Origin of the sequence: Hephaestia mangrovi (assembly GCF_019880555.1) — a bacterium.
Taxonomy (GTDB): Bacteria; Pseudomonadota; Alphaproteobacteria; order Sphingomonadales; family Sphingomonadaceae; genus Sphingomonas; species Sphingomonas mangrovi.
The window spans coordinates 292,555-312,166 of the sequence record NZ_JAINVU010000001.1 but is presented as its reverse complement, the minus strand read 5'-3'; the positions used below and the strand labels follow the sequence as shown (position 1 = coordinate 312,166).

The 19,612-nt window shown below is 66.7% G+C and carries 24 protein-coding genes and 1 tRNA gene; 14 read left to right on the top strand and 11 right to left on the bottom strand.

What is annotated here, in order from left to right:
- Nucleotides 1-272 precede the first annotated feature (272 nt).
- Both K7G81_RS01420 and K7G81_RS01415 read right to left on the bottom strand, forming a co-directional pair.
- Nucleotides 273-614, bottom strand: a complete 342-nt coding sequence (locus tag K7G81_RS01420; RefSeq protein ID WP_255586469.1) for a hypothetical protein — start codon at nt 612-614, stop codon at nt 273-275.
- 67 nt (nt 615-681) lie between these two features.
- The gene (locus K7G81_RS01415) at nt 682-1,680 is read right to left on the bottom strand and encodes a cysteine synthase A (protein WP_223028954.1); all 999 of its coding nucleotides are present in this window, start codon (nt 1,678-1,680) and stop codon (nt 682-684) included.
- A 149-nt stretch (nt 1,681-1,829) separates the two neighbouring features.
- On the opposite strand from K7G81_RS01415, the gene K7G81_RS01410 reads away from it, so the two are divergent.
- On the top strand, nt 1,830-2,783 hold the full coding sequence (locus K7G81_RS01410; RefSeq protein WP_223028953.1) for a cell wall hydrolase: 954 nt from the start codon (nt 1,830-1,832) through the stop codon (nt 2,781-2,783).
- 42 nt (nt 2,784-2,825) lie between these two features.
- A complete protein-coding gene (gene aguB, locus K7G81_RS01405; protein ID WP_223028952.1) occupies nt 2,826-3,674 on the top strand; it encodes an N-carbamoylputrescine amidase in 849 nt (282 codons plus the stop codon).
- 3 nt (nt 3,675-3,677) lie between these two features.
- Here aguB and K7G81_RS01400 read toward each other — a convergent pair whose 3' ends face one another.
- A complete protein-coding gene (locus K7G81_RS01400) occupies nt 3,678-3,929 on the bottom strand; it encodes a hypothetical protein (RefSeq protein WP_223028951.1) in 252 nt (83 codons plus the stop codon).
- 36 nt (nt 3,930-3,965) lie between these two features.
- Nucleotides 3,966-4,637, bottom strand: coding sequence for a uracil-DNA glycosylase (locus K7G81_RS01395; RefSeq protein WP_223028950.1), 672 nt, complete (start codon nt 4,635-4,637; stop codon nt 3,966-3,968).
- Between the two features lie 23 nt (nt 4,638-4,660).
- Between K7G81_RS01395 and folK the strand changes: the two genes are divergently transcribed.
- Nucleotides 4,661-5,149, top strand: coding sequence for a 2-amino-4-hydroxy-6-hydroxymethyldihydropteridine diphosphokinase (folK, locus tag K7G81_RS01390; RefSeq protein WP_223028949.1), 489 nt, complete (start codon nt 4,661-4,663; stop codon nt 5,147-5,149).
- Nucleotides 5,150-5,166: 17 nt separating this feature from the next.
- Nucleotides 5,167-5,242, top strand: a tRNA-Lys gene (locus K7G81_RS01385).
- 14 nt (nt 5,243-5,256) lie between these two features.
- Here the strand turns inward: K7G81_RS01385 and K7G81_RS01380 are convergent.
- Nucleotides 5,257-5,541 carry a hypothetical protein gene (locus K7G81_RS01380; RefSeq protein ID WP_223028948.1) on the bottom strand — a complete coding sequence of 95 codons (285 nt, stop codon included), beginning with the start codon at nt 5,539-5,541 and terminating at the stop codon, nt 5,257-5,259.
- Between the two features lie 125 nt (nt 5,542-5,666).
- Here K7G81_RS01380 and K7G81_RS01375 point away from each other — a divergent pair, with 125 nt between their 5' ends.
- From K7G81_RS01375 to K7G81_RS01365, 3 genes are read left to right on the top strand one after another with little or no spacing between them, the layout of a single operon-like run.
- On the top strand, nt 5,667-6,017 hold the full coding sequence (locus K7G81_RS01375; RefSeq protein WP_223028947.1) for a hypothetical protein: 351 nt from the start codon (nt 5,667-5,669) through the stop codon (nt 6,015-6,017).
- Between the two features lie 11 nt (nt 6,018-6,028).
- On the top strand, nt 6,029-6,238 hold the full coding sequence (locus tag K7G81_RS01370; protein ID WP_223028946.1) for a hypothetical protein: 210 nt from the start codon (nt 6,029-6,031) through the stop codon (nt 6,236-6,238).
- 31 nt (nt 6,239-6,269) lie between these two features.
- Nucleotides 6,270-6,998, top strand: a complete 729-nt coding sequence (locus K7G81_RS01365) for a phosphatase PAP2 family protein (RefSeq protein ID WP_223028945.1) — start codon at nt 6,270-6,272, stop codon at nt 6,996-6,998.
- Here the strand turns inward: K7G81_RS01365 and K7G81_RS01360 are convergent.
- Nucleotides 6,957-7,814 carry an HpcH/HpaI aldolase/citrate lyase family protein gene (locus tag K7G81_RS01360; protein WP_223028944.1) on the bottom strand — a complete coding sequence of 286 codons (858 nt, stop codon included), beginning with the start codon at nt 7,812-7,814 and terminating at the stop codon, nt 6,957-6,959. The two genes, K7G81_RS01365 and K7G81_RS01360, sit on opposite strands and share 42 nt — an antisense overlap.
- A 1-nt stretch (nt 7,815) precedes the next feature.
- Complete coding sequence (gene galE / locus K7G81_RS01355; RefSeq protein ID WP_223028943.1) at nt 7,816-8,808, bottom strand: UDP-glucose 4-epimerase GalE; 993 nt, start codon at nt 8,806-8,808, stop codon at nt 7,816-7,818.
- Between the two features lie 157 nt (nt 8,809-8,965).
- Here galE and msrA point away from each other — a divergent pair, with 157 nt between their 5' ends.
- Nucleotides 8,966-9,511 (top strand): peptide-methionine (S)-S-oxide reductase MsrA, encoded by a 546-nt coding sequence (gene msrA / locus K7G81_RS01350; RefSeq protein ID WP_223028942.1) that lies wholly within the window; start codon nt 8,966-8,968, stop codon nt 9,509-9,511.
- Nucleotides 9,512-9,562: 51 nt separating this feature from the next.
- Here msrA and aqpZ read toward each other — a convergent pair whose 3' ends face one another.
- Together aqpZ and K7G81_RS01340 are read right to left on the bottom strand one after the other, a co-directional pair.
- Nucleotides 9,563-10,294, bottom strand: a complete 732-nt coding sequence (aqpZ, locus tag K7G81_RS01345) for an aquaporin Z (protein ID WP_223028941.1) — start codon at nt 10,292-10,294, stop codon at nt 9,563-9,565.
- Between the two features lie 90 nt (nt 10,295-10,384).
- On the bottom strand, nt 10,385-11,350 hold the full coding sequence (locus K7G81_RS01340) for an L-threonylcarbamoyladenylate synthase (RefSeq protein ID WP_223028940.1): 966 nt from the start codon (nt 11,348-11,350) through the stop codon (nt 10,385-10,387).
- 47 nt (nt 11,351-11,397) lie between these two features.
- Here K7G81_RS01340 and K7G81_RS01335 point away from each other — a divergent pair, with 47 nt between their 5' ends.
- The gene (locus K7G81_RS01335) at nt 11,398-13,110 is read left to right on the top strand and encodes an acyl-CoA dehydrogenase family protein (RefSeq protein WP_223028939.1); all 1,713 of its coding nucleotides are present in this window, start codon (nt 11,398-11,400) and stop codon (nt 13,108-13,110) included.
- Between the two features lie 112 nt (nt 13,111-13,222).
- Here the strand turns inward: K7G81_RS01335 and K7G81_RS01330 are convergent, their stop codons facing one another.
- Nucleotides 13,223-13,447, bottom strand: coding sequence for a hypothetical protein (locus tag K7G81_RS01330; RefSeq protein WP_223028938.1), 225 nt, complete (start codon nt 13,445-13,447; stop codon nt 13,223-13,225).
- A gap of 102 nt (nt 13,448-13,549) precedes the next feature.
- Complete coding sequence (locus K7G81_RS01325) at nt 13,550-14,812, bottom strand: dicarboxylate/amino acid:cation symporter (RefSeq protein WP_223028937.1); 1,263 nt, start codon at nt 14,810-14,812, stop codon at nt 13,550-13,552.
- A gap of 75 nt (nt 14,813-14,887) precedes the next feature.
- Here K7G81_RS01325 and glmM point away from each other — a divergent pair, with 75 nt between their 5' ends.
- The 5 genes from glmM to K7G81_RS01300 all read left to right on the top strand — a co-directional run bounded on the left by glmM (nt 14,888) and on the right by K7G81_RS01300 (nt 19,596).
- Nucleotides 14,888-16,216, top strand: a complete 1,329-nt coding sequence (glmM, locus tag K7G81_RS01320; protein WP_223028936.1) for a phosphoglucosamine mutase — start codon at nt 14,888-14,890, stop codon at nt 16,214-16,216.
- A gap of 31 nt (nt 16,217-16,247) precedes the next feature.
- Entirely contained in the window at nt 16,248-16,820 is a 573-nt protein-coding gene (locus K7G81_RS01315) for a DUF1993 domain-containing protein (protein ID WP_223028935.1), read from the top strand.
- Complete coding sequence (gene thiD / locus K7G81_RS01310; protein ID WP_369412003.1) at nt 16,817-17,689, top strand: bifunctional hydroxymethylpyrimidine kinase/phosphomethylpyrimidine kinase; 873 nt, start codon at nt 16,817-16,819, stop codon at nt 17,687-17,689. Before K7G81_RS01315 ends, thiD begins: the two co-directional genes overlap by 4 nt.
- Entirely contained in the window at nt 17,689-18,324 is a 636-nt protein-coding gene (gene rnhB / locus K7G81_RS01305; RefSeq protein ID WP_223028934.1) for a ribonuclease HII, read from the top strand. The genes thiD and rnhB overlap by 1 nt, the downstream gene beginning before the upstream one ends.
- Nucleotides 18,325-18,474: 150 nt before the next feature.
- Nucleotides 18,475-19,596, top strand: coding sequence for a site-specific DNA-methyltransferase (locus tag K7G81_RS01300; RefSeq protein WP_223028933.1), 1,122 nt, complete (start codon nt 18,475-18,477; stop codon nt 19,594-19,596).
- Nucleotides 19,597-19,612 lie beyond the last annotated feature (16 nt).

Here is a 19,612-nt window from a genome sequence, read left to right as displayed (position 1 = left end):
GGAGCGGCCATGAGCCGATGACGATTGAGCTGATCGCACAATGAATGCCGAAGCAGGTTCAGCGTGACGGCAGGTGCCGCATGAATCCGGGGTCGGGTGCCTAGTATGGTGGAATCGAAGTTCGCTGCATCAAGATTGAACCGTCACCCTGAACTTGTTTCAGGGTCCATGGTGCTTCCTCACCGTTGAGCGCATCGGCTGCCGTTGCGCCATGGATGCTGAACCAAGTTCAGCATGACGACATTTATAATGCGAACTTTGGATTCAGATGACTAGTGGCCCGGCTGCTGCGCGGGTGGTTCGGTGACGGCGGTCGGTGGCACGATGATCATCTGGTTGCCGGCCTGGCTGTTGGCGTCGGGCGCGCTCGGGGCGACGCCGAGCTCGGCCAGCGGTTCGCCGCTGGCCGCCGCCGGGGCATTATCATTGGTGATCGAGATATTGGCGACGACGTCTGCCTTCGGCCCGCCCGCGACATCGACGGGCTTGTCCTTGCTCGCGGTGGTGAAGATCGCACTGGCGAGCCCCAGCAGCAGCAGCACCACGGCGAGCCCGGTCATGCCCACCTTAACGCGCTGCGCCGTTTGCGCGGTATGCTGGCCGTCCGTCATCATGCAATCCGCCAGCGATCCTAGGGGCAGGCCCCCCGACTGGCAATGGCCGACGCGACTCCGATGCCGATCAGCCTTGCGCTTCGGCCAGCCACGGGAAGACGGGCAGCCCCTTCTGCTCGAGCCAGTCGCGATTGTAGAGCGTCGACAGATAGCGGAAGCCCGTATCGCACAGGATCGTTGCGATCCGCTTGCCCGGGCCGAGCTGTTTCGCCAGCCGCACCGCACCCGCCACGTTGATCCCCGAGGACAGGCCCAGGCACAGGCCTTCCTCGGCCAACAGGCGGCGAACCCAGTCCAGCCCTTCCTCGTCGGAAATGCGGAATTGCGTATCGACCGGCGCGCCTTCGAGGTTGGCGGTGATCCGTCCCTGCCCGATCCCCTCGGCAACCGAGGAGCCTTCGGACTTGAGCTCGCCATGGGCATAATATTCATAAAGCGCCGCGCCATACGGGTCGCTGAGCGCGATCGTCACGCGCTCGTCCTTGCCTTTCAGCCCCAGCCCGACGCCGGCCAGCGTGCCGCCGGTGCCGACCGCGCAGGTGAAGCCATCCACCCTGCCCTCCATCTGCGCCCAGATCTCCTCGGCGGTGCCGTGGATATGCGCGCGGCGGTTGGCGATATTGTCGAACTGGTTGGCCCAGATCGCGTTTTCGGTTTCCTCGGCGATGCGGCGCGAGGTGTGGACGAAATGGCAGGGCGACGAATAGGGCGCCGCCGGCACCGTCACCAGCTCGGCGCCGAGCGCGCGCAGCGTGTCCATCTTCTCCCGGCTCTGCGTCTCGGGCATGACGATGATCGACTTGTAGCCCTTGGCATTCGCCACCAGCGCGATGCCGATGCCGGTGTTGCCCGCGGTACCCTCGACGATCGTCCCGCCGGGAAGCAGTTGCCCCTTCGCCTCGGCATCCTCGATGATGTAGAGCGCCGCGCGGTCCTTCACCGAAGCACCGGGATTGGCAAATTCGCACTTGCCGAAGATGTCGCAACCGGTCTCCTCGCTCGGCCCCTTGAGGCGGACGAGCGGCGTGTTGCCGATCAGGTCTAGCGTATTTGGTGTCACGTGCATGAGCCATAGATAAGGCGGCAGCCGGGCAACGGGCAACAAGCCTTTGTTTGGCGCCCCCTGACCGAGCTTTCGGCCACGGGCACACAGTTAACCGGATCACAACGCCTTCGCGGTTATCCCCGGCCGGTTCGCAACTGTCGAGCGGGGACATGCACACGCGTATCGCCTTGGGGCTGGCCACTTTGATGGCCGCCACCTCCTGCGTGGGGTCGGCGGTCGAGACGGCGCGCGTCGCGCCGCCGGCGGCGAGGCCCGCGCCCGTCAGCACCCCCACGCCGCAGCGCCCTGCCGATATTCCGGCCGGGCCGCCCGCGGCATTGCTCGCCGCCGCGCCCGATGCAGGGCCGAGCATCGTCGTCGATCTCACCGCCGCGCCGCCGTTCCTGGCTGCCGCCGCCAGCCCCGGCGACGCCGAGCGCGCGCTCGATTGTCTCACCGCCGCCATCTATTACGAGGCACGGTCGGAGCCGGTCGAGGGCCAGGAGGCGGTGGCGCAGGTGGTGCTCAACCGCGTGCGAAACCCCGCCTTTCCCAACAGCGTGTGCGGCACCGTCTACGAAGGCTCGTCGCGCGAGACGGGGTGCCAGTTCACCTTTACCTGCGACGGGTCGCTCGCCGGCCGCCGCGAGCCGGCCGCCTGGGACCGCGCCCGCCGCATCGCTGCCCAGGCTCTGGCCGGGTTCGTGTACGAGCCTGTCGGCGCCGCGACCTATTATCACACCACCGCTGTGCATCCGTGGTGGGACGCCAAGGTCGCGCAAGTCGCGCATATCGGCGCCCATGTCTTCTTCCAGCTGCCCGGCGCCTGGGGCAGCGCGCTGGCTTATCGCCAGACCTATGGCGGCGTCGAACCCACCCCGGCGATCGCGGTGCGGACGCCGGAGAAAGCCACCGACGCCTTCGTCCAGACGCTCGAGGCGGGCGTGCGCATCCACCGCGCCGCCGAAGAAGCTACCGCGAGCCCCATCGACGATGAATCGCCCGCAGCCGCCCAACCGGCCGTGGTGCGCAGCTTCGGCGTCGATGTGCATCGCGGCGCCGGCGCCCCCGGCATGGCCAATGAATCGGGCGTCCATGTCCATCGCGGCGACAGCGACGCCTGACGCGCTCTGGCATTTGCAGCCGCACCGATTAGATAGCGGCGCATGACCGAGATCACCGTCGCCGCGCTGCAGCTTGCCTTTTCGGCCGATACCAAGGCCAATATCGCCCATGTCGGCGATCTGGTCCGCACGGCGGCCTCACGCGGCGCGCAGGTGGTGCTGCCACCCGAATTGTTCGAAGGCGAATATTTCTGCCGTATCGAGGACGAAGGCCTGTTCGCCACCGCGCGCCCGACCGCCGAGCATCCCTCGGTGCAGGCGATGCAGCGCCTTGCCGACGAGCTCGGCATCTGGATCCCGACCAGCTTTTTCGAGGCAGACGGGCCGCATCACTACAACAGCCTGGCGATGATCGAGCCGGGCGGCAGGATCGCGGGCGTCTATCGCAAGAGCCATATTCCCGACGGACCGGGGTACGAAGAGAAATTCTATTTCCGCCCCGGCAACACCGGATTCAAGGTGTGGGACGGGCCGGCGGCCAAGCTCGGCGTCGGCGTGTGCTGGGATCAATGGTATCCCGAAACCGCCCGCGCAATGATGCTGATGGGCGCCGAAGTGCTGTTCTACCCCACCGCGATCGGCAGCGAGCCGCACGACGACAGTCTGGATACTGCGCGGCTATGGCGGCGGGCGATGATCGGCCACGCAGTGTCGAACGTCGTGCCGGTCGTCGCGGCCAACCGTGTCGGCTGCGAGCATGGCCAGACCTTCTACGGCACCAGCTTCATCGCTGACGAGCGCGGCGACATCCTGGCCGAGCTCGATCGTAGGCAAGAAGGCGTAATCACCGCGACGCTCGATCTCGACCGGGTCAAGCGTCACCGCGCCGCTTTCGGTTTCTTCCGCGATCGGCGGCCGGAGCTTTACGGCCGGCTCGTTCAGGATATCTGACCGCTATTTCGATTTGCCGCCGACATCGTCGCGCACGACGATCGGCTTGACGCAATGATCGGCGTCATAATGCAGGACGGCGATTTCCTGTTTGGCGCCCGGTTCGCGATTGAGCGGATGTGCTTTCACCGGCTGATCGCGCCTGGCGTCGGTTATTTTGGCCTCGGGGCATTTGCCGGATGAGGCAGGCGGCTGCTCGCCGGCGGAAAACAAAACGACGACGAATATCGGCAGCAAGGAAAACAGCTTGCGCATCGCGACCTCCCGTAACCGTGCCAGCAGCTTAGCAGATCAGGCGCGCGCCGTCATCTCGTCGCGAACTGCCAGCGCGCGGGCGAATACGGCCTCGAACATATCGGCGGTCAGCCGGCCGGTGTTCGTATTGTAGCGCGAGCAATGATAGCTATCGATCAGCACGCGCCCATCGGGCATCCGATGCTCGGCGAGATGGCCGAAGCGCGCTTTGGGCAGCCGGCCGCCGAGCGCCTTGACCGCCGACTGATGGGCGATCTGGCCGAGCGCCACGATCACGCACACGTCGGGCAGTGCCGCGAGCGCATCCTCGAGGAATGGGCGGCAGGTGCGGATTTCTTCCGGCGTCGGCTTGTTCTGCGGCGGCAGGCATTTGACCGCATTGAGGATCACCGCGCCCTGTAGTTTCAGGCCGTCGTCGGCGCGCGATCGGTACTCGCCGTGCGAAAAGCCGAACTTGGCCAGCGTCGTGAACAGCAGGTCGCCTGCATAATCCCCGGTGAACGGCCGGCCGGTGCGATTGGCGCCGCGCATTCCCGGCGCCAGGCCGACGATCGCCAGCCAGGCACGCGCATCCCCGAAGGCCGATACCGGCGCATTCCACCAATCGGGATGTTCCGCACGAAGACCCGCACGAAAGTCGACCAACCGCGGGCAGCGCGGACAATCGTGCGGCGCCTCGGCGGCGGGGATCGGGCTTGGCGGCGGCATGCCGCCTCGATAGGCACGGCGGCATGGATCGGACAACCCCGTGCTGGCGCTACGCGATCGCGATCGGATCGAACCGGCGCGGGCGGCATGGCGCACCGCGCGCCGAAGTGCGCGCCGCGATCGGCGCGCTCGGCGGCACGGTCGCCGTCTCGCCGATCATCGAAACGGCGCCGATCGGCCCCTCGATCCGCCGCTTCGCCAATGCCTGCATATTGCTCGACAGCGCCGAACCGCCCGATGCGCTGCTGGCCCGGCTCAAGCGGATCGAGCGCGCGTTCGGGCGGCGGCGCGGTCGCCGCTGGGGCGAGCGGGTGATCGACCTCGATATCGTCCTGTGGTCGGGCGGCGCCTGGTCGAGCCCGGCGCTAACCATCCCGCACCGATTGTTTCGTGACCGCGATTTCGTGCTCCGGCCGCTCGCCACGATCGCGCCCGCCTGGCGCGATCCCGTGACGGGGCGCACGATCCGCCAACTCGCGCACATGGTTGACCCGCGCCGCCGCTCACCCTAGGGCGAACGCCGTCTGGCGGGTCCGTAGCTCAGTCGGTAGAGCAAGCGACTTTTAATCGAGAGGTCCCGGGTTCGAATCCCGGCGGACCCACCAGACGCTCCACCGCCTTAATGCTGAGTCGCCGCCGTGCCGACCGGTTCTTGATCGAGCGGCAGCAGCGTATCCATCCGCTCGCGCACTCGCGTCTGATATTCGGCCAAAGTCTGTGAGCGCGGGCGGGACGCGGCGAGATCGGTGATGATCGCCTCCCTGATCCGGCCGATCGCATCGTGGCCGAGCACGCCGGCATCGCGCAATTCCTTCAACAGTTGAAACAGCCCGATCGCGGTGCCCGAGGCGCGGATGCCGATCGCCTCCAGATTGGCGTGAATACGTTCGCAATCACTTTGCATGGTCCTCTCCCTTGCAGCAGCTCAAGCTAACGCCTGATCGCTCCAGCTTGCAATGTTGGAAAATGTTCATTTTTTGTTCCGATCTCGAAAATCGGAAAGGACATCGGAAAATGCAATGGAAATGGATGGCTTGGGCAATGACGCTCGGCCTTGCGGCATGCGCGCCGGCAAATGGCCTGGACAACGGCAACGCGATGGCAAGCGCCGATGCGATCGCGCTCAAGAGCACGACCGCCCTGTCGCTGGCCGAACTCGCCTATAACAGCGGCGAGGCAGCGGCGACCGCCGCGATCAAATCCGGCGCGCTGACGCCGGCGCAGGACGCCGCGATCGGCGACGCGGTGCATCAGGCCCGCACCTATCGGGACGAGGCGCGGATGATCGTCGCGAGCGGCGGCGATGCGTCGGCGGCGATCGAGTCGCTGGACGGCACGCTCGAGACGATCGATGCGCTCGCTGGCCGGACGTCGAAATAAGGGAGGGGAATATGGGCGTTTCGGCATCGGACGTGCTTACCGACATCGATCTCGTGATCGACCTGATCGGCAAGCTGGTAAACAACATCGCCGAGGCAAAGGCCGTGCTGGGCAGTGACCAGCTCGCCGAGGCAAAGGCGCGGCTGGCGACGGTCCAGGCGCAGGGCGCGACGCTCGACGCTGCGTTCGACGCGGCGCTGTCGGCAACGCAAGCGGGATGACAGGCGCGCCCGGCGCGTTATCACCGGGCGGATGACGCATCCTCATCTGCCCGAAGCCGAAGGCGCCGACGCGCCGGGCGCTGTTCCCGAGCCCGTACGCCATCCGCCATGGCTGATGGCGGCTGGCGGCGCCGTGGCATTCGCCATCTTCATTCTCGTCGTCGCCGGCTGGACGATCGACGGCGGACATCAATTTGCCTTCGATCGCATGCTGCTGCTCGCGGCCCGGCATACCGACAATCTCATCCTGCCGATCGGGCCGCACTGGCTGCGATCGGCGATGATCGACGTTACCGCCCTGGGCGGCATCACGGTGTTGACGATCGCCATCGTCGTCACCCTCGGCGCGCTGGCGGTGGAACGCTTGTGGCTGACGGCGGGGCTGGTGTTTGCGGCGACGGTATCGGGCTCGCTGGCGGTCGATCTGGCCAAACATGTCGTCGCGCGGCCGCGCCCTGACGTCGTTCCGCATCTCGTCGAGGTGACGTCGCTCAGCTTCCCGAGCGGGCATTCGGCGAACAGCGCGATCGTCTATCTGACGCTGGCGACGCTGCTGACCCAGGTGATCCCCAACGAAGCATTGCGGCGATACGTGATCGGCGTCGCGGTGGTGCTGGTGACGGCGATCGGGATCAGCCGCGTCTATCTGGGCGTGCATTGGCCAAGCGACGTGCTCGCCGGCTGGAGTTTCGGCACGCTCTGGGCGCTCGCCTGGTGGTCAATCGGCGCGCACATCCGGCTCGCCCGCGCGGGCGAGTAAGGCGCGCGCTGCCTTCAAGTGCGGCGCATCGATCATCTTGCCGTCGAGGCTCAGCGCCCCCGCGCCCGGATTGGCGGCGAACAAGGCGACCACACGGCGGGCATGGGCCACGTCGTCCGCGCCGGGCGTGAAGGTCGCGTTGATGACCGCCACCTGCGCGGGATGGATCGCCATCATCCCGGCAAACCCGTCGCGCGCGCCGCGCTTGGCGTAAGCGGCGAGCCCGTCGAGATCGCGGAAATCGGGATAGACCGTCTCGATCGCCGCGACGCCCGCGGCATGAGCGCCGAACAGCGTCAACGAGCGGGCAAGTTGGTAGGGCGGCGTATAGCTGCCGTCCGCCTCTCGCGAGGTCGCCGCACCGATCGCCGCGGGCAGATCCTCGGCGCCCCATGTCAGGCCGGCGAGTCGGGGCGTGACGCCGCCATAGCTTCCCAGCGCGAAGATCGCCGCCGGCGTTTCGGTCGCGATCGGCAGGATGGCGATGGCACCGTCGAGCCGGGCATCGAGTTCGCGGAGCGAGGCGGCGCCCTCCGCTTTCGGCAACACGATGCCATCGGGGCGGGCCGGCAACACCGCGGCGAGATCATCCTCGGCCAGCCCGCCATCGAGCGGGTTGATCCGGACATAAAGCGAGATCGTGCGTGCCTTGCGCAGGAACGCGGCCACCGCCTCACGCGCCGCCGGCTTCGCGTCCGGGGCGACGGCGTCTTCCAGATCGAGGATCAGCGCGTCGGCTCCCGAAGCCAGTGCCTTCTCCATCCGGTCGGGACGGTCGCCGGGAACGAACAGCAGCGAGCGCAGGCGATGCGTCATCTCAGCCGCGCTCGGCCAGCTTGCGCTCCCAGGCAAGCGCATCGCGGACGATGAGGTCCAGGTCGTCGCGTTGCGGGCGCCAGGGCAGCGTTTCCAGAATGCGGGCATTGTCCGCAACCAGCGCGTCGGGATCGCCGACGCGGCGGCCCTCCAGGCGCCGATCGATCGTCATGTTGGTTACGCGATCGACCGCGTCGAGCACCTCGAGCACCGAATAGCCGCGGCCATAACCGCAGTTCATCGTCAGATTGCGCCCGGGTTCGGCGATCAGCGCCTCCAGCGCATCGACATGCGCAGCCGCGAGATCGCTGACGTGAATATAGTCGCGCACACCGGTGCCGTCGGGCGTCGCAAAATCGGTGCCGAATACCGAGACGTGATCGCGCTTGCCCGTCGCCGCCTCGACCGCGACCTTGATGAGGTGCGTCGCCCCCGCCGTCGACTGGCCGGAGCGGCCTTGCGGATCGGCGCCCGCGACGTTGAAATACCGGAGCGCACAATAATTGATCGGGTGTGCAGCGGCAGTATCCTTCAGCATGATCTCGGTCATCAGCTTGGACGTGCCATAGGGATTGATCGGCTGTTTCGGGCTGTCCTCCGAAACCGGCACGACCTCGGGAATGCCATAGGTCGCGGCGGTCGAGGAGAAGATGAAGTGTTTCACGCCCGAGGCCACCGCACTCTCGATCAGCGAGCGGCTCGCGGCGGTGTTGTTACGGTAATATTTGAGCGGATCGCTGACCGATTCGGGCACCACCACCGATCCGGCGAAGTGCATCACCGCGGACACGTCATGCTCGCGCATCACCTCGCGCACCGCCGGGTCTTCGACCGCCATCTCGACCAGCGTGGCACGCGGATCGACCGCCCAGGCAAAGCCGGTGACGAGATTGTCGATCACCACAACGTCCCAGCCGGCATCGGCGAGCGCCAGCACCGCGTGGCTGCCGATATAGCCGGCGCCGCCGGTCACCAATACGCTACCTTTGGCCATACGGTTTCCCTTTGCTGACTGGCACACTACATTCAGGCCGAGTTCGGGAATGCACGACGTGCATTCCGTCCGGCACCGGCCCCCTCCCCATCCGCCCAACGGCAGTATTACATGGGGGAGCGGTCCGGTGCCGCCCACAAACAGAAGGAGTATCATTATGGCAAGCGAAACCGCGGTCCTGGCGGGCGGCTGCTTCTGGTGCACCGAGGCAGTGTTCAATGACGTGATCGGCGTCACCAAGGTCGAAAGCGGCTATATCGGCGGCTCGAAGGACCACCCCACCTACAAGGAAGTATGCTCGGGCGAGACCGGCCATGCCGAGGCGATCCGCATCACCTACGATCCCGAGGCCGTGCGCTATGCCGATCTGCTCGACATTTTTTTCGCGACGCACGATCCCACCCAGCTCAACCGGCAGGGCAACGACGTCGGCACGCAATATCGCTCGGCGATCTTCCCGCAGGACCAGATGCAGCACCACGCCGCGCTGGAAGCGATCGAGCGCAACCAGGCGAACTGGCCGGCGCCGATCGTCACCTCTATCGAACTCGCCGACCAATGGTGGCCCGCCGAGGATTACCATCAGGAATATTGGGAAGGCGAAGGGCAGCGGAATCCCTATTGCCTGGCGGTGATCCCGCCCAAGCTGCAGAAGCTCCGCAAGAGCTTCGCCAACCGCGTCAAGGAAACCGCCGGCGCCTGATGCCGGCGTTAAGGGGCGCGGCGCGGTCGCGTCACGCCCCCTGCCGTCCGATCAGAGCGGATCGCCGGTAATGTCCGGCCGCCTGGTCGCGTCGGCGCCAAGCGTCTTGTAGACCAGCCCGCCGATCACGCCGCCGGCGATCGGCGCCACCCAGAACAGCCAGAGCTGCTGCAACGCCCAGCCGCCCTGGATCAGCGCCGGCCCGGTGGAGCGCGCCGGATTGACCGACGTGTTGGTGACGGGGATGCTGATCAGGTGGATCAGCGTCAGCGACAGCCCGATCGCGATCGGCGCGAAACCGGCCGGCGTGCGGCTGTCGGTCGATCCCATGATGACGAGCAGGAAGAAGAACGTCAGCACCGTCTCGCTCACCAGCCCGGACAGCATCGAATAGCCCTGTGGCGAGTGCGCGCCGAAGCCGTCCGCCGCCAGCCCGTTGGTGGCGAGCGAATAATCGGCATTGCCGCTGGCGATCAGGTAAAGCACCGCGGCCGCCGCGATCGCACCGATCACCTGCGCGATGACGTAGAGCGGAATGTCCTTGGCCGGGAAACGGCCGCCGGCCCACAAGCCGATCGTCACCGCCGGGTTGAGGTGACACCCCGAAATATGGCCGATCGTATAGGCCATCGTCAGCACCGTGAGGCCGAACGCCAGCGCGACGCCCGCATAGCCGATCCCCACGCTCGGCACGCCAGCCGCGAGCACGGCCGCGCCGCAGCCGCCGAACACCAGCCAGAACGTTCCGAACAATTCCGCAAATCCACGTTGGATGTTGGTCATGGCAACCCCCTTCCTGTCATCGCCCCGTCGGGCCTGCGACTCGCGAGGCATAGCGAGTTTAGGGGTTGTTTCGGCGTCGTAAAGGTATCGTCAGCCGCGATGCGCCGCACGGGCAAGACGGTCGTTGATCGCCACGCCGACGCCGCTGCGGGGGACCGGCGCCACCGCAATGCGCGCTTTCGGCGATGAGTCGGCCTGGTGCAGCGCGTCGAACAGCCGCGCGGCCGCTTCGACAAGGTTGCCTGACGAGGACAGCGTATCATCGCCGGCAATCGCTCCGAAGCCGATCAGCCATTCGTCGGGTTCGGCTTGCCGGGCGTTCAGGCGGACTGTCTTGATCGGCGCATAATGGCTCGCGAGCTGGCCGGGCGCGGTCACTTGCGCCGTTTCTGAGGCCGGCAATGCGCTATCGGCCCGGCTCCCGTCCGGCAGAACAGCGCGGAGCTCGCTCGCCGTGATCGGCCCCGGGCGCAGGATCGCGCCATCCTTGACGATCGTCGACTCCACCCCGGCCTTGGTCGGCCCGTCGTCGACCACCAGCGCGATCCGTCCGTCGAGGCTCGCCAGCACATGCTCGGCGCGCGTCGGGCTGATCCGGTTCGAGGCGTTGGCCGATGGCGCGGCCAGCGGTTTGCCGGTCGCGGCGAGCAGCGCCCGCATCGCGCGATGCGCCGGCACCCGGAGCGCGATCGTGTCGAGCCCCGCCGTCACCAGCGCCGCAATCCCGGCGTCGGGCCGCAACGGCAGCACCAGCGTCAGCGGCCCCGGCCAGAAAGCCTTTGCCAGTGCCCGCGACGATTCATCGAACACCGCGATCCGCTCGGCGGCTGCCAGATCGGGCACGTGCACGATCAGCGGGTTGAAACTAGGCCGCCCCTTGGCGGCGTATATGCGCGCGACGGCCGCCGAATCGGTCGCGTCGGCAGCGAGGCCGTAGACCGTTTCGGTCGACACCGCGACCGGTTCGCCCATCGCGATCAGCCGTGCCGCCTCGGCGATCGCGGCGGTGCCGTAGGGGAAGGTGCGCGTTTCATATGGGCGGTTTGGCGCCGTCATGCGTGCGGCGCTATAGCGCCCGGCGAGGAACGACAAGAGAGGACGCCATGCCGTTTGCCGCCGCCACTGCCGATCAGCGCTTCGTGCTCGATCATATCGCCGGCATCGGCGATCTCGCCGCCGCGGATCGCTTCGCCGCCGCCAGCCCCGATGTGATCGACGCGGTGCTCGACGGCATCGGCCAGCTGGCAATGGGCGAATGGGCGCCGCTCAACCGCGAGGGCGATACGGTGGGCGCAAAATGGACCGAGCGCGGCGTGGTCATGCCCGAAGGCTTCGTTCGCGCCTACAAGGCCTATGTCGAGGGCGGCTGGGGCACGATCGGCGTGCCCGAGGCATGGGGCGGGCAAGGCCTGCCGTTCGTCATTCAGGCCGCCGTGCTCGACACGCTGGGCGGCGCCAATTTGAGCCTCGCGCTCGCCCCCACCCTCACCGTCGGCGCGATCGAGGCGCTGACGCATCACGGCAGCGCGGAGCAGCAATCGGCCTACCTCCCGCACCTCGCGACCGGCGCCTGGACCGGCACGATGAACCTCACCGAGCCACAGGCGGGCTCCGATGTCGGCGCGCTCAAGACCAAGGCGACCCCGCGCGGCGACGGCACGTATTCGATTACCGGCACCAAGATCTTCATCTCGTTCGGCGATCACGACATGGCGGAGAACATCGTCCACCTCGTGCTCGCGCGCACCCCGGACGCGCCCGCCGGCACCAAGGGCATCTCGCTGTTCCTCGTGCCCAAATACCGGCTCGATGCCGATGGTCGGCCGGCCGCTTTCAACGACATCCGCGTCGTCTCGATCGAGCACAAGATGGGATTGCACGGCTCGCCGACCTGCGTGCTGTCGTTCGGCGACAATGGCGAGTGCATCGGCGAGCTGATCGGCCCGGAGCTGGGCGGGATGCGCGCGATGTTCACGATGATGAACAATGCCCGGCTCAACGTCGGCCTGCAGGGCGTGCAGGTGGCCGAAGCCGCGACGCAGGCTGCGGTCGCTTATGCCCGCGAGCGCATCCAGGGCTATCGCGCGGGCAAGCCGGCCGCGATCATCGAGCATCCCGACGTCCGCCGCATGCTGATGCGGATGAAGGCGCAGACGCAGGCGGCGCGCGCGCTGGTCTATTACGCGGCATCGCAAGTCGATCGCGCCGCGCTGGGTGACGATGCCGCTGGCGAGCGGCTCGAACTCGTCACTCCGCTCGCCAAGGCGCATGGCACCGATCTCGGCAACGAGGTCGCGAGCCTCGGCGTGCAGGTGCATGGCGGCATGGGCTATATCGAGGAAACCGGCGTCGCCCAGTATTTCCGCGATGCGCGCATCACGCCGATCTACGAAGGCACCAACGGCATCCAGGCCGCCGATCTCGTGGGTCGGAAATTATCGATGGACAATGGCGGCGTGTTTGCCCGGCTGGTCGCCGACATGCGCGCGGAAGCCCGGGATGCACATCTCATCCAGCTGGTCGATGCGTGCGAGCGTGTTGCGCGACACCTGCTGGCGGCGGAATCCGATGACCGGCTGGCCGGCAGCTATCCGTTCCTCACGATGCTGTCGGTGGCGGTGTGTGGCTGGTTGATGGAGCGGCAGGGGCGCATCGCGGCGGATAGCGAGGGCGATCCCGATTTTCTGGCGATGAAGCGCGCCACCGCGCAATTCTACGTTGCGCAGATCGTGCCCGAGGCGCTCGGCCTCGAAGCCGCGGCGTGCGCGCCGGCGGCGATGCTCTACGCGATCGATCCACCCGCATTCGCCGCTTGAGCGTCGTCACGCTGAACTCGTTTCAGCATCCATGGCACAACACCAACCGGCGTGAATGACGGCGATGGGGCACCACGGCCTTGAACCGAGTTCAGGGTGACGATCCGCCCTATTACGCGGCAATCGGGAACCGGCTCACCGGCCGCTGCCCGACGCGGAACAGGCCCGTGCCCGTCATACCGGCGGCGCGCACTGGGATAGCGGTCGCGCAAAAGGCGCATTCGGCGGTCAGGCGCCCAACGATCCACTGCGTCTGGCTGCAACCAGGGCAATGGTTCACCTCGCCTTCGCGATAATGCATTCGATAGCCGTAACGCGGCAGATGAACGTCCTTCATGGGCTTCACTCCCTTACGATGGATAACAAACGGCGCGACGAAGCGTTTTGTTCCGTCGACGAACCGTGATCCAAAGGGGTGCACCTTTCCGGCGCCGTTTCATCAGCTTGCCCGCAGCAGCGTGTCTCCCTCGTCGAACCCATCGCTTCGCGGCCCCCGCGCGGCGATCATCGTCGTAACCGCAAGGTCCATCGTCACGTTGCCGACCGTCCGGACGATATCGGGCAGCGTTTCGACGGCGACGAGCAGCCCCAGCGGGGCCAGCGGCACGCCCATCGCGACGGCAATCGGGGCGATCGACGCGACGTAGCTGATCTGTCCCGGCAGGCTGACCGAGCCCAATGTCGTGATCGCCGCCACCGCAAGGCCGGTTGCCAGCGTGGTCGCCGTCAGCGGCACGCCGAACCAATGGGCAATGTAGATGGCAACGGCGAGGTTCATCGCCGGGCTCGTCGCACGGAAGATCGCGGTGGCGATCGGCAGCACCACGCCCGACACCGCGACCGGCACGTCGAGGTCTTCAGCCCCGCGCAGCATCGCCGGCAAGGATGCGAGCGACGATTCGGTTGACAGCGCCACCGCCTGCGCCGGCGCCACTGCACGCGCAAAGCGGACCAGCGATACGCGGCCGCCGATCATCGCCACCGGATAGCCGAGCAGGCCGATCACCACGCCGACCGACGAGACCATCAGGATATAGTGGATCAGCGCCCCGAATGCCGCCACGCCCGCCTGCGCGCCCACCGTGAAGGCAAGCGCGAAAACGCCGAGCGGCGCGATCAGCAGCACCCAGCCGATCATCACCAGCATCGCATCGCGCAGCGCCTCGAACAGGCCCGTCAGCCGCTCGCGTTGCTCGGCCGGCAGGCGGGTCAGCGCAAAGGCGAACACGAGGGTGAAGACGATGAACGGCAGAAACGCGTCGCTCGCCGCTGCCGCCAGCGCGTTGGTCGGCACGATGCCGACCAGGAAGTCGCCGAAGCCCGGCACGGTGCCGACCGGCTTGGCGCTGGACAGCGCACCGCGCAGGCTTGCCGCCGCGTCCGCGCCCAATGGCCACACCTTGAGCAACAACGGCACCATCACTGCCGCCAGCGCCGAAAACAGCCATAACATTATGATGAAGGTGACGATCGCGCGCGCCGCGATCCGCCCCGCGTTGGCGGCCTCGGCGGTCGCCGCTATACCCGTCACCACCAGCGCCATCACCAGCGGGATGATCGTCATCTCCAGTGCGTTGAGCCATAGATGACCGACCGGCCGGGAAATCGGCACCAGCGTGTCGGCCCAGCCGAGACTCGCGGCCGCGATCCCGAGTGCCAGCCCGGCAACCAACGCCAACAGAATTCGTGTCGGCTGAGACATGCTCGCGCTCCTTTCTTCCCGCCGCTACAAGGCTGAGATTCCCTGAAGGCTATAGCGGGGCGGAAACGACGCACGATGGCAAGAAAATATTTCGGTACCGACGGTATTCGCGGTCTCACCAACCACGCGCCGATGACGGCGGCGATGGCGATGAAGGTCGGCATGGCAGCCGGCGCGCATTTCGTCCGCGGCAATCACAAGCATCGCGTGGTGATCGGCAAGGACACGCGCTTGTCCGGCTATATGCTCGAAAATGCGATGGTTGCGGGCTTCACCGCGGTCGGCATGGACGTCGTGCTGGTCGGCCCGATGCCGACGCCCGCGGTGGCGATGCTGGTCCATTCGATGCGCGCCGATCTCGGCGTGATGATCTCGGCCAGCCACAATCCCTTCGCCGACAACGGCATCAAATTGTTCGGGCCGGACGGCTACAAGCTGTCCGACGAGGATGAAGCCAGGATCGAGGCGTTAATCGAAGGCGATATCCCGCTCGCCGAGCCCGCCAATATCGGCCGCGCCCGCCGCGTCGAGGACGCTCGGGGCCGCTATATCCATGCCGCCAAGTCGACCTTTCCGGAAAGCCTGACGCTCGATGGCCTCAAGGTCGTCGTCGATTGCGCCAACGGCGCCGCTTATCAGGTCGCGCCTTCGGCGCTGTGGGAGTTGGGCGCTGACGTGATCGCGCTCGGCGTCGAGCCCAATGGCCTCAACATCAACAAGGGCGTCGGCTCGACCGCGCCCGAGACGATGTGCGAAACCGTCGTCGCCTCGGGCGCCCATCTCGGTATCGCGCTCGATGGCGATGCCGATCGCCTCATCGTCGCCGACGAAACCGGCAAGATCGTCGATGGCGATCAATTGATGGCGACGATCGCGACCAACTGGGCGAAGCGCGGCAAGCTCGCCGGTAACGGGCTGGTGGCGACGGTGATGTCCAACCTCGGCCTCGAACGCCATCTCGAGGCCCAGGGCCTCGGCCTGATCCGCACCGCGGTCGGCGATCGCTATGTGCTCGAGGCGATGCGGCGCGACGGCTACAATGTCGGCGGCGAGCAATCGGGCCATATCATCCTGTCGGATTATGCCACCACCGGCGACGGCCTGATCGCCGCGCTGCAGATCCTCGCCGAGCTCGTCCAGGCCGGCGCTCCGGCGAGCGAGGTGCTCCACCGCTTCGATCCCCTGCCCCAGCGCCTCAAGAGCGTCCGCTATACCGGCGCCCCGCTGGAAGATGATCGCGTCAAGGCGCTGATCGCCGCGGCCGAAGCCGAACTCGATGGCAAGGGCCGCCTCCTGATCCGCAAATCGGGCACCGAGCCGGTTATCCGCGTGATGGCAGAAGGCGACGATCCTGCGCAGGTGGAGGCCGTGGTGAACCGCATCTGCGCCGCCGTGGCCGGTTAGGGTCAGAACCCTAGGTAAAGAAGGAAATATAATGACGTTGCTCGATTTCGTCGTGCCAAGCTACGTGCAAATGCTCAAGGCGCTGTCAGGTTGGCTCGACAAAGCGGCCGCACAAAAGCCGGCCGCCGAGGCCGAGGCACTGCTCTCGGCTCGCCTCGCCTCCGCCATGTTCCCGCTCTCTACGCAGATCCGCTTTGCCTGCGTGCAGGCGCAGGAGGGTATGTACCGCCTCAAAGGCGAGTCGCTCCCGCCGACGATCGGGACGCTGCTCGATGAAGGGCGCAACGGCGGCGATCATCCCGGCACGATCGCCGCTGCGAAGGCGCGCATCGACGAGACGATCGCGCTCGTCCAGTCGCTCGCGGCCGATCCTGTCGATGAAGACGAGCAGCGCCTGATCGCCCACGATCTGCCGATGGGGATGATCTTCGATCTTACAGCCGAGCAATATGTTCGCGACTGGACGGTCCCGCAATTCTATTTCCACGTGATGGCGGCCTATGCGATCCTGCGCAATCAGGGTGTCGACCTCGGCAAGGCCGATTATGTGGCGCACATGTTCGCTTATCTACGGCCCGGCACGATGCCTGGGCAGCCGGCGTGACAACCGGCCGCATCCCCCGCGTCCTGATCATCGCCGGCTCCGATTCGGGCGGTGGTGCCGGCATTCAGGCCGACATCAAGACGGTGACGATGCTCGGCGGCCACGCGATGACCGCAATCACCGCGATCACCGCGCAGAACACGCTCGGCGTCCAACAGGTGATGCCCGTGCCGGCCGAGATGGTGCTCGCCCAGATTGAATCGGTGGTCAGTGATCTCGGCGTCGATGCGGTGAAGATCGGCATGCTCGGCTCGGCGGAGACGGCCAACGCGGTGGCCGATTATCTCGCCGCCCCGTCATTTCCCCGCCGTCGAGAACCGGTCGCCCAGCCGGAGTCGCACGAACAGGCACCGGAGATCGGAGCCAGCCGCCATAGCGGTGACGATCATATCCCGATCGTGTTCGATCCGGTGATGATCGCCACGTCGGGCTCGACGCTCGCCGATGCGGCGACCATCGCGGCCTTCGCCCGATTGATGGACGTCGCGAGCGTGGTAACGCCCAACGCGCCCGAACTCGAGGCGCTCGGCGGGGTCGACGCGGTGCTGGCACACGGCTGTCACCTCGCCGTCAAGGGCGGCCACGGCAGCGGCCCGCGCGTGGTCGACAGCCTGTTGGCTCCGACCGGCCAGCAGTTGGGCGAACTCGACGGCAAGCGCCTCGATACAGACGACACCCACGGCACCGGCTGCACCTTCGCCAGCGCGCTCACCACCGGGCTTGCGCGGGGGATGCCAATCGACGAAGCGTTCGCCGATGCCGTCCGTTTCACCCGGATCGCCTTGATCAGCGCGCCCGGTTTCGGCGAAGGTCATGGGCCGATCGGGCATGCGCTCGGCCATAATCCGTACGAAGAGCTGGAAGGTTGATGCCGAGCCGCAAACACGAACAGCTTCACCTCGCCCCCGTTGCCGGCGTCGACGAAGCCGGGCGCGGGCCGCTTGCCGGACCGGTGGTGGCTGCGGCGGTGATCCTGCCCGAGCGCGGGTGCCCGCGGGGCATCGATGATTCGAAGAAGCTGACCGCCGCCGAGCGTCATCGCCTCCACGACCGGCTGATGGCCTGCGCGATCGTCGGCATCGGCGTGGTCGAGGCCGAGGAGATCGATCAGCTCAATATCTACTGGGCGACGATGAAGGCGATGACGCTCGCGGTCGACGCGCTGGGCTGCGCGCCCGGCCATGTTCTCGTCGACGGTAACCGCCTGCCCCGCTGGCGCTATCCCGCGACGCCGATCGTCGGCGGTGACGCGCAGGCGATGTGCATCGCCGCCGCCTCGATCATCGCCAAGCACACCCGCGACACGATCATGATCGCCCATGCCGAGACGTATCCGCTCTACGGCTGGCATACCAACAAGGGCTATTCGGCGCCCGGGCACCTGCGCGCGCTGCGCGAGCATGGCCCCTGCCCGCTCCACCGCCGCAGCTTCGCGCCTGTCGCCCAGGCCGAATTGCCACTTACGGTCGATGTGAGTCTTTCGAGTCACACCACTAGGGGTTGAGTCTCGCGCCGCGCGGCGGACTCAACATCTGCCTATGGTCCAAAAATGTTCCGCAGCGTTAACGAATTGGCAACCGCGAGCGTTAACTAAACTCTGCTTGACCCGGGCGCGCCGCTCCGCAGGATCGCGCGTCCAATCAAGGGGGCAAGAATGGCGGTACTCGAAAAGGTTAAGGCAACGCAGGCTGCGGCGCCTTCGGCGATGCCGCTCGACAGCATCCTGCGCGGCGATTGCATCGCCCATATGAAAGCGTTGCCGGCCAAGTCGGTCGACATGATCTTCGCCGATCCGCCGTACAATCTCCAGCTCGCCGGCGAGCTGTTCCGCCCCGACGGCAGCCATGTCGACGCGGTCGACGACGAATGGGACAAGTTCGATACCTTCGCCGCGTACGACGCCTTCACCCGTGCCTGGCTGGCCGAGGCGCACCGTATCCTGAAGGACAATGGCACGATCTGGGTGATCGGCAGCTATCACAACATCTTCCGCGTCGGCACCGCGGTGCAGGATCTCGGCTATTGGATCCTGAACGACATCGTGTGGCGCAAGGCCAATCCGATGCCCAACTTTCGCGGCACGCGCTTCACCAACGCGCACGAGACGCTGATCTGGGCCTCGAAGGGCGAGAAGGCGAAATACACCTTCAACTATCGCTCGATGAAGACCCTGAACGATGAGCTGCAAATGCGCTCCGACTGGGAATTCCCGATCTGCGGCGGGCAGGAGCGGTTGAAGAAGAACGGCACCAAGGTCCACCCGACCCAAAAGCCCGAGGCGCTGATCTATCGCATCCTCCTGGCTTGCACCAAGCCGGGTGACATCGTGCTCGATCCGTTCTTCGGCACCGGCACCACCGGCGCCGTCGCCAAGCGCCTCGGCCGGCGCTGGATCGGCATCGAACGCGAGGGCGATTATATCGACGCGGCCAAGGAACGCATCGCCGCCGCGCTGCCGCTCGATGAATCCTCGCTGGCGACGATGCAGAGCCCGAAGCAGCAGCCCAAGGTCGCGTTCGGCGTGCTGGTCGAAAACGGCTATCTCACGCCCGGCGCCGTGCTCACCGATGCCAAGCGCCGCTGGAAGGCGACCGTCCGCGCCGACGGCAGCCTCGCGTCGCCATGCGGCAAATCCGGCTCGATCCACAAGCTCGGCGCGCTGCTTCAGGATGCGCCCGCCTGCAACGGCTGGACCTTCTGGCACCATGAAACCGCCGATGGCCTCAAGCCGATCGACACGCTCCGCCAGACCTACCTGCTGGCGACGCAGCCTTAGAGCGGCGGACGGGGCA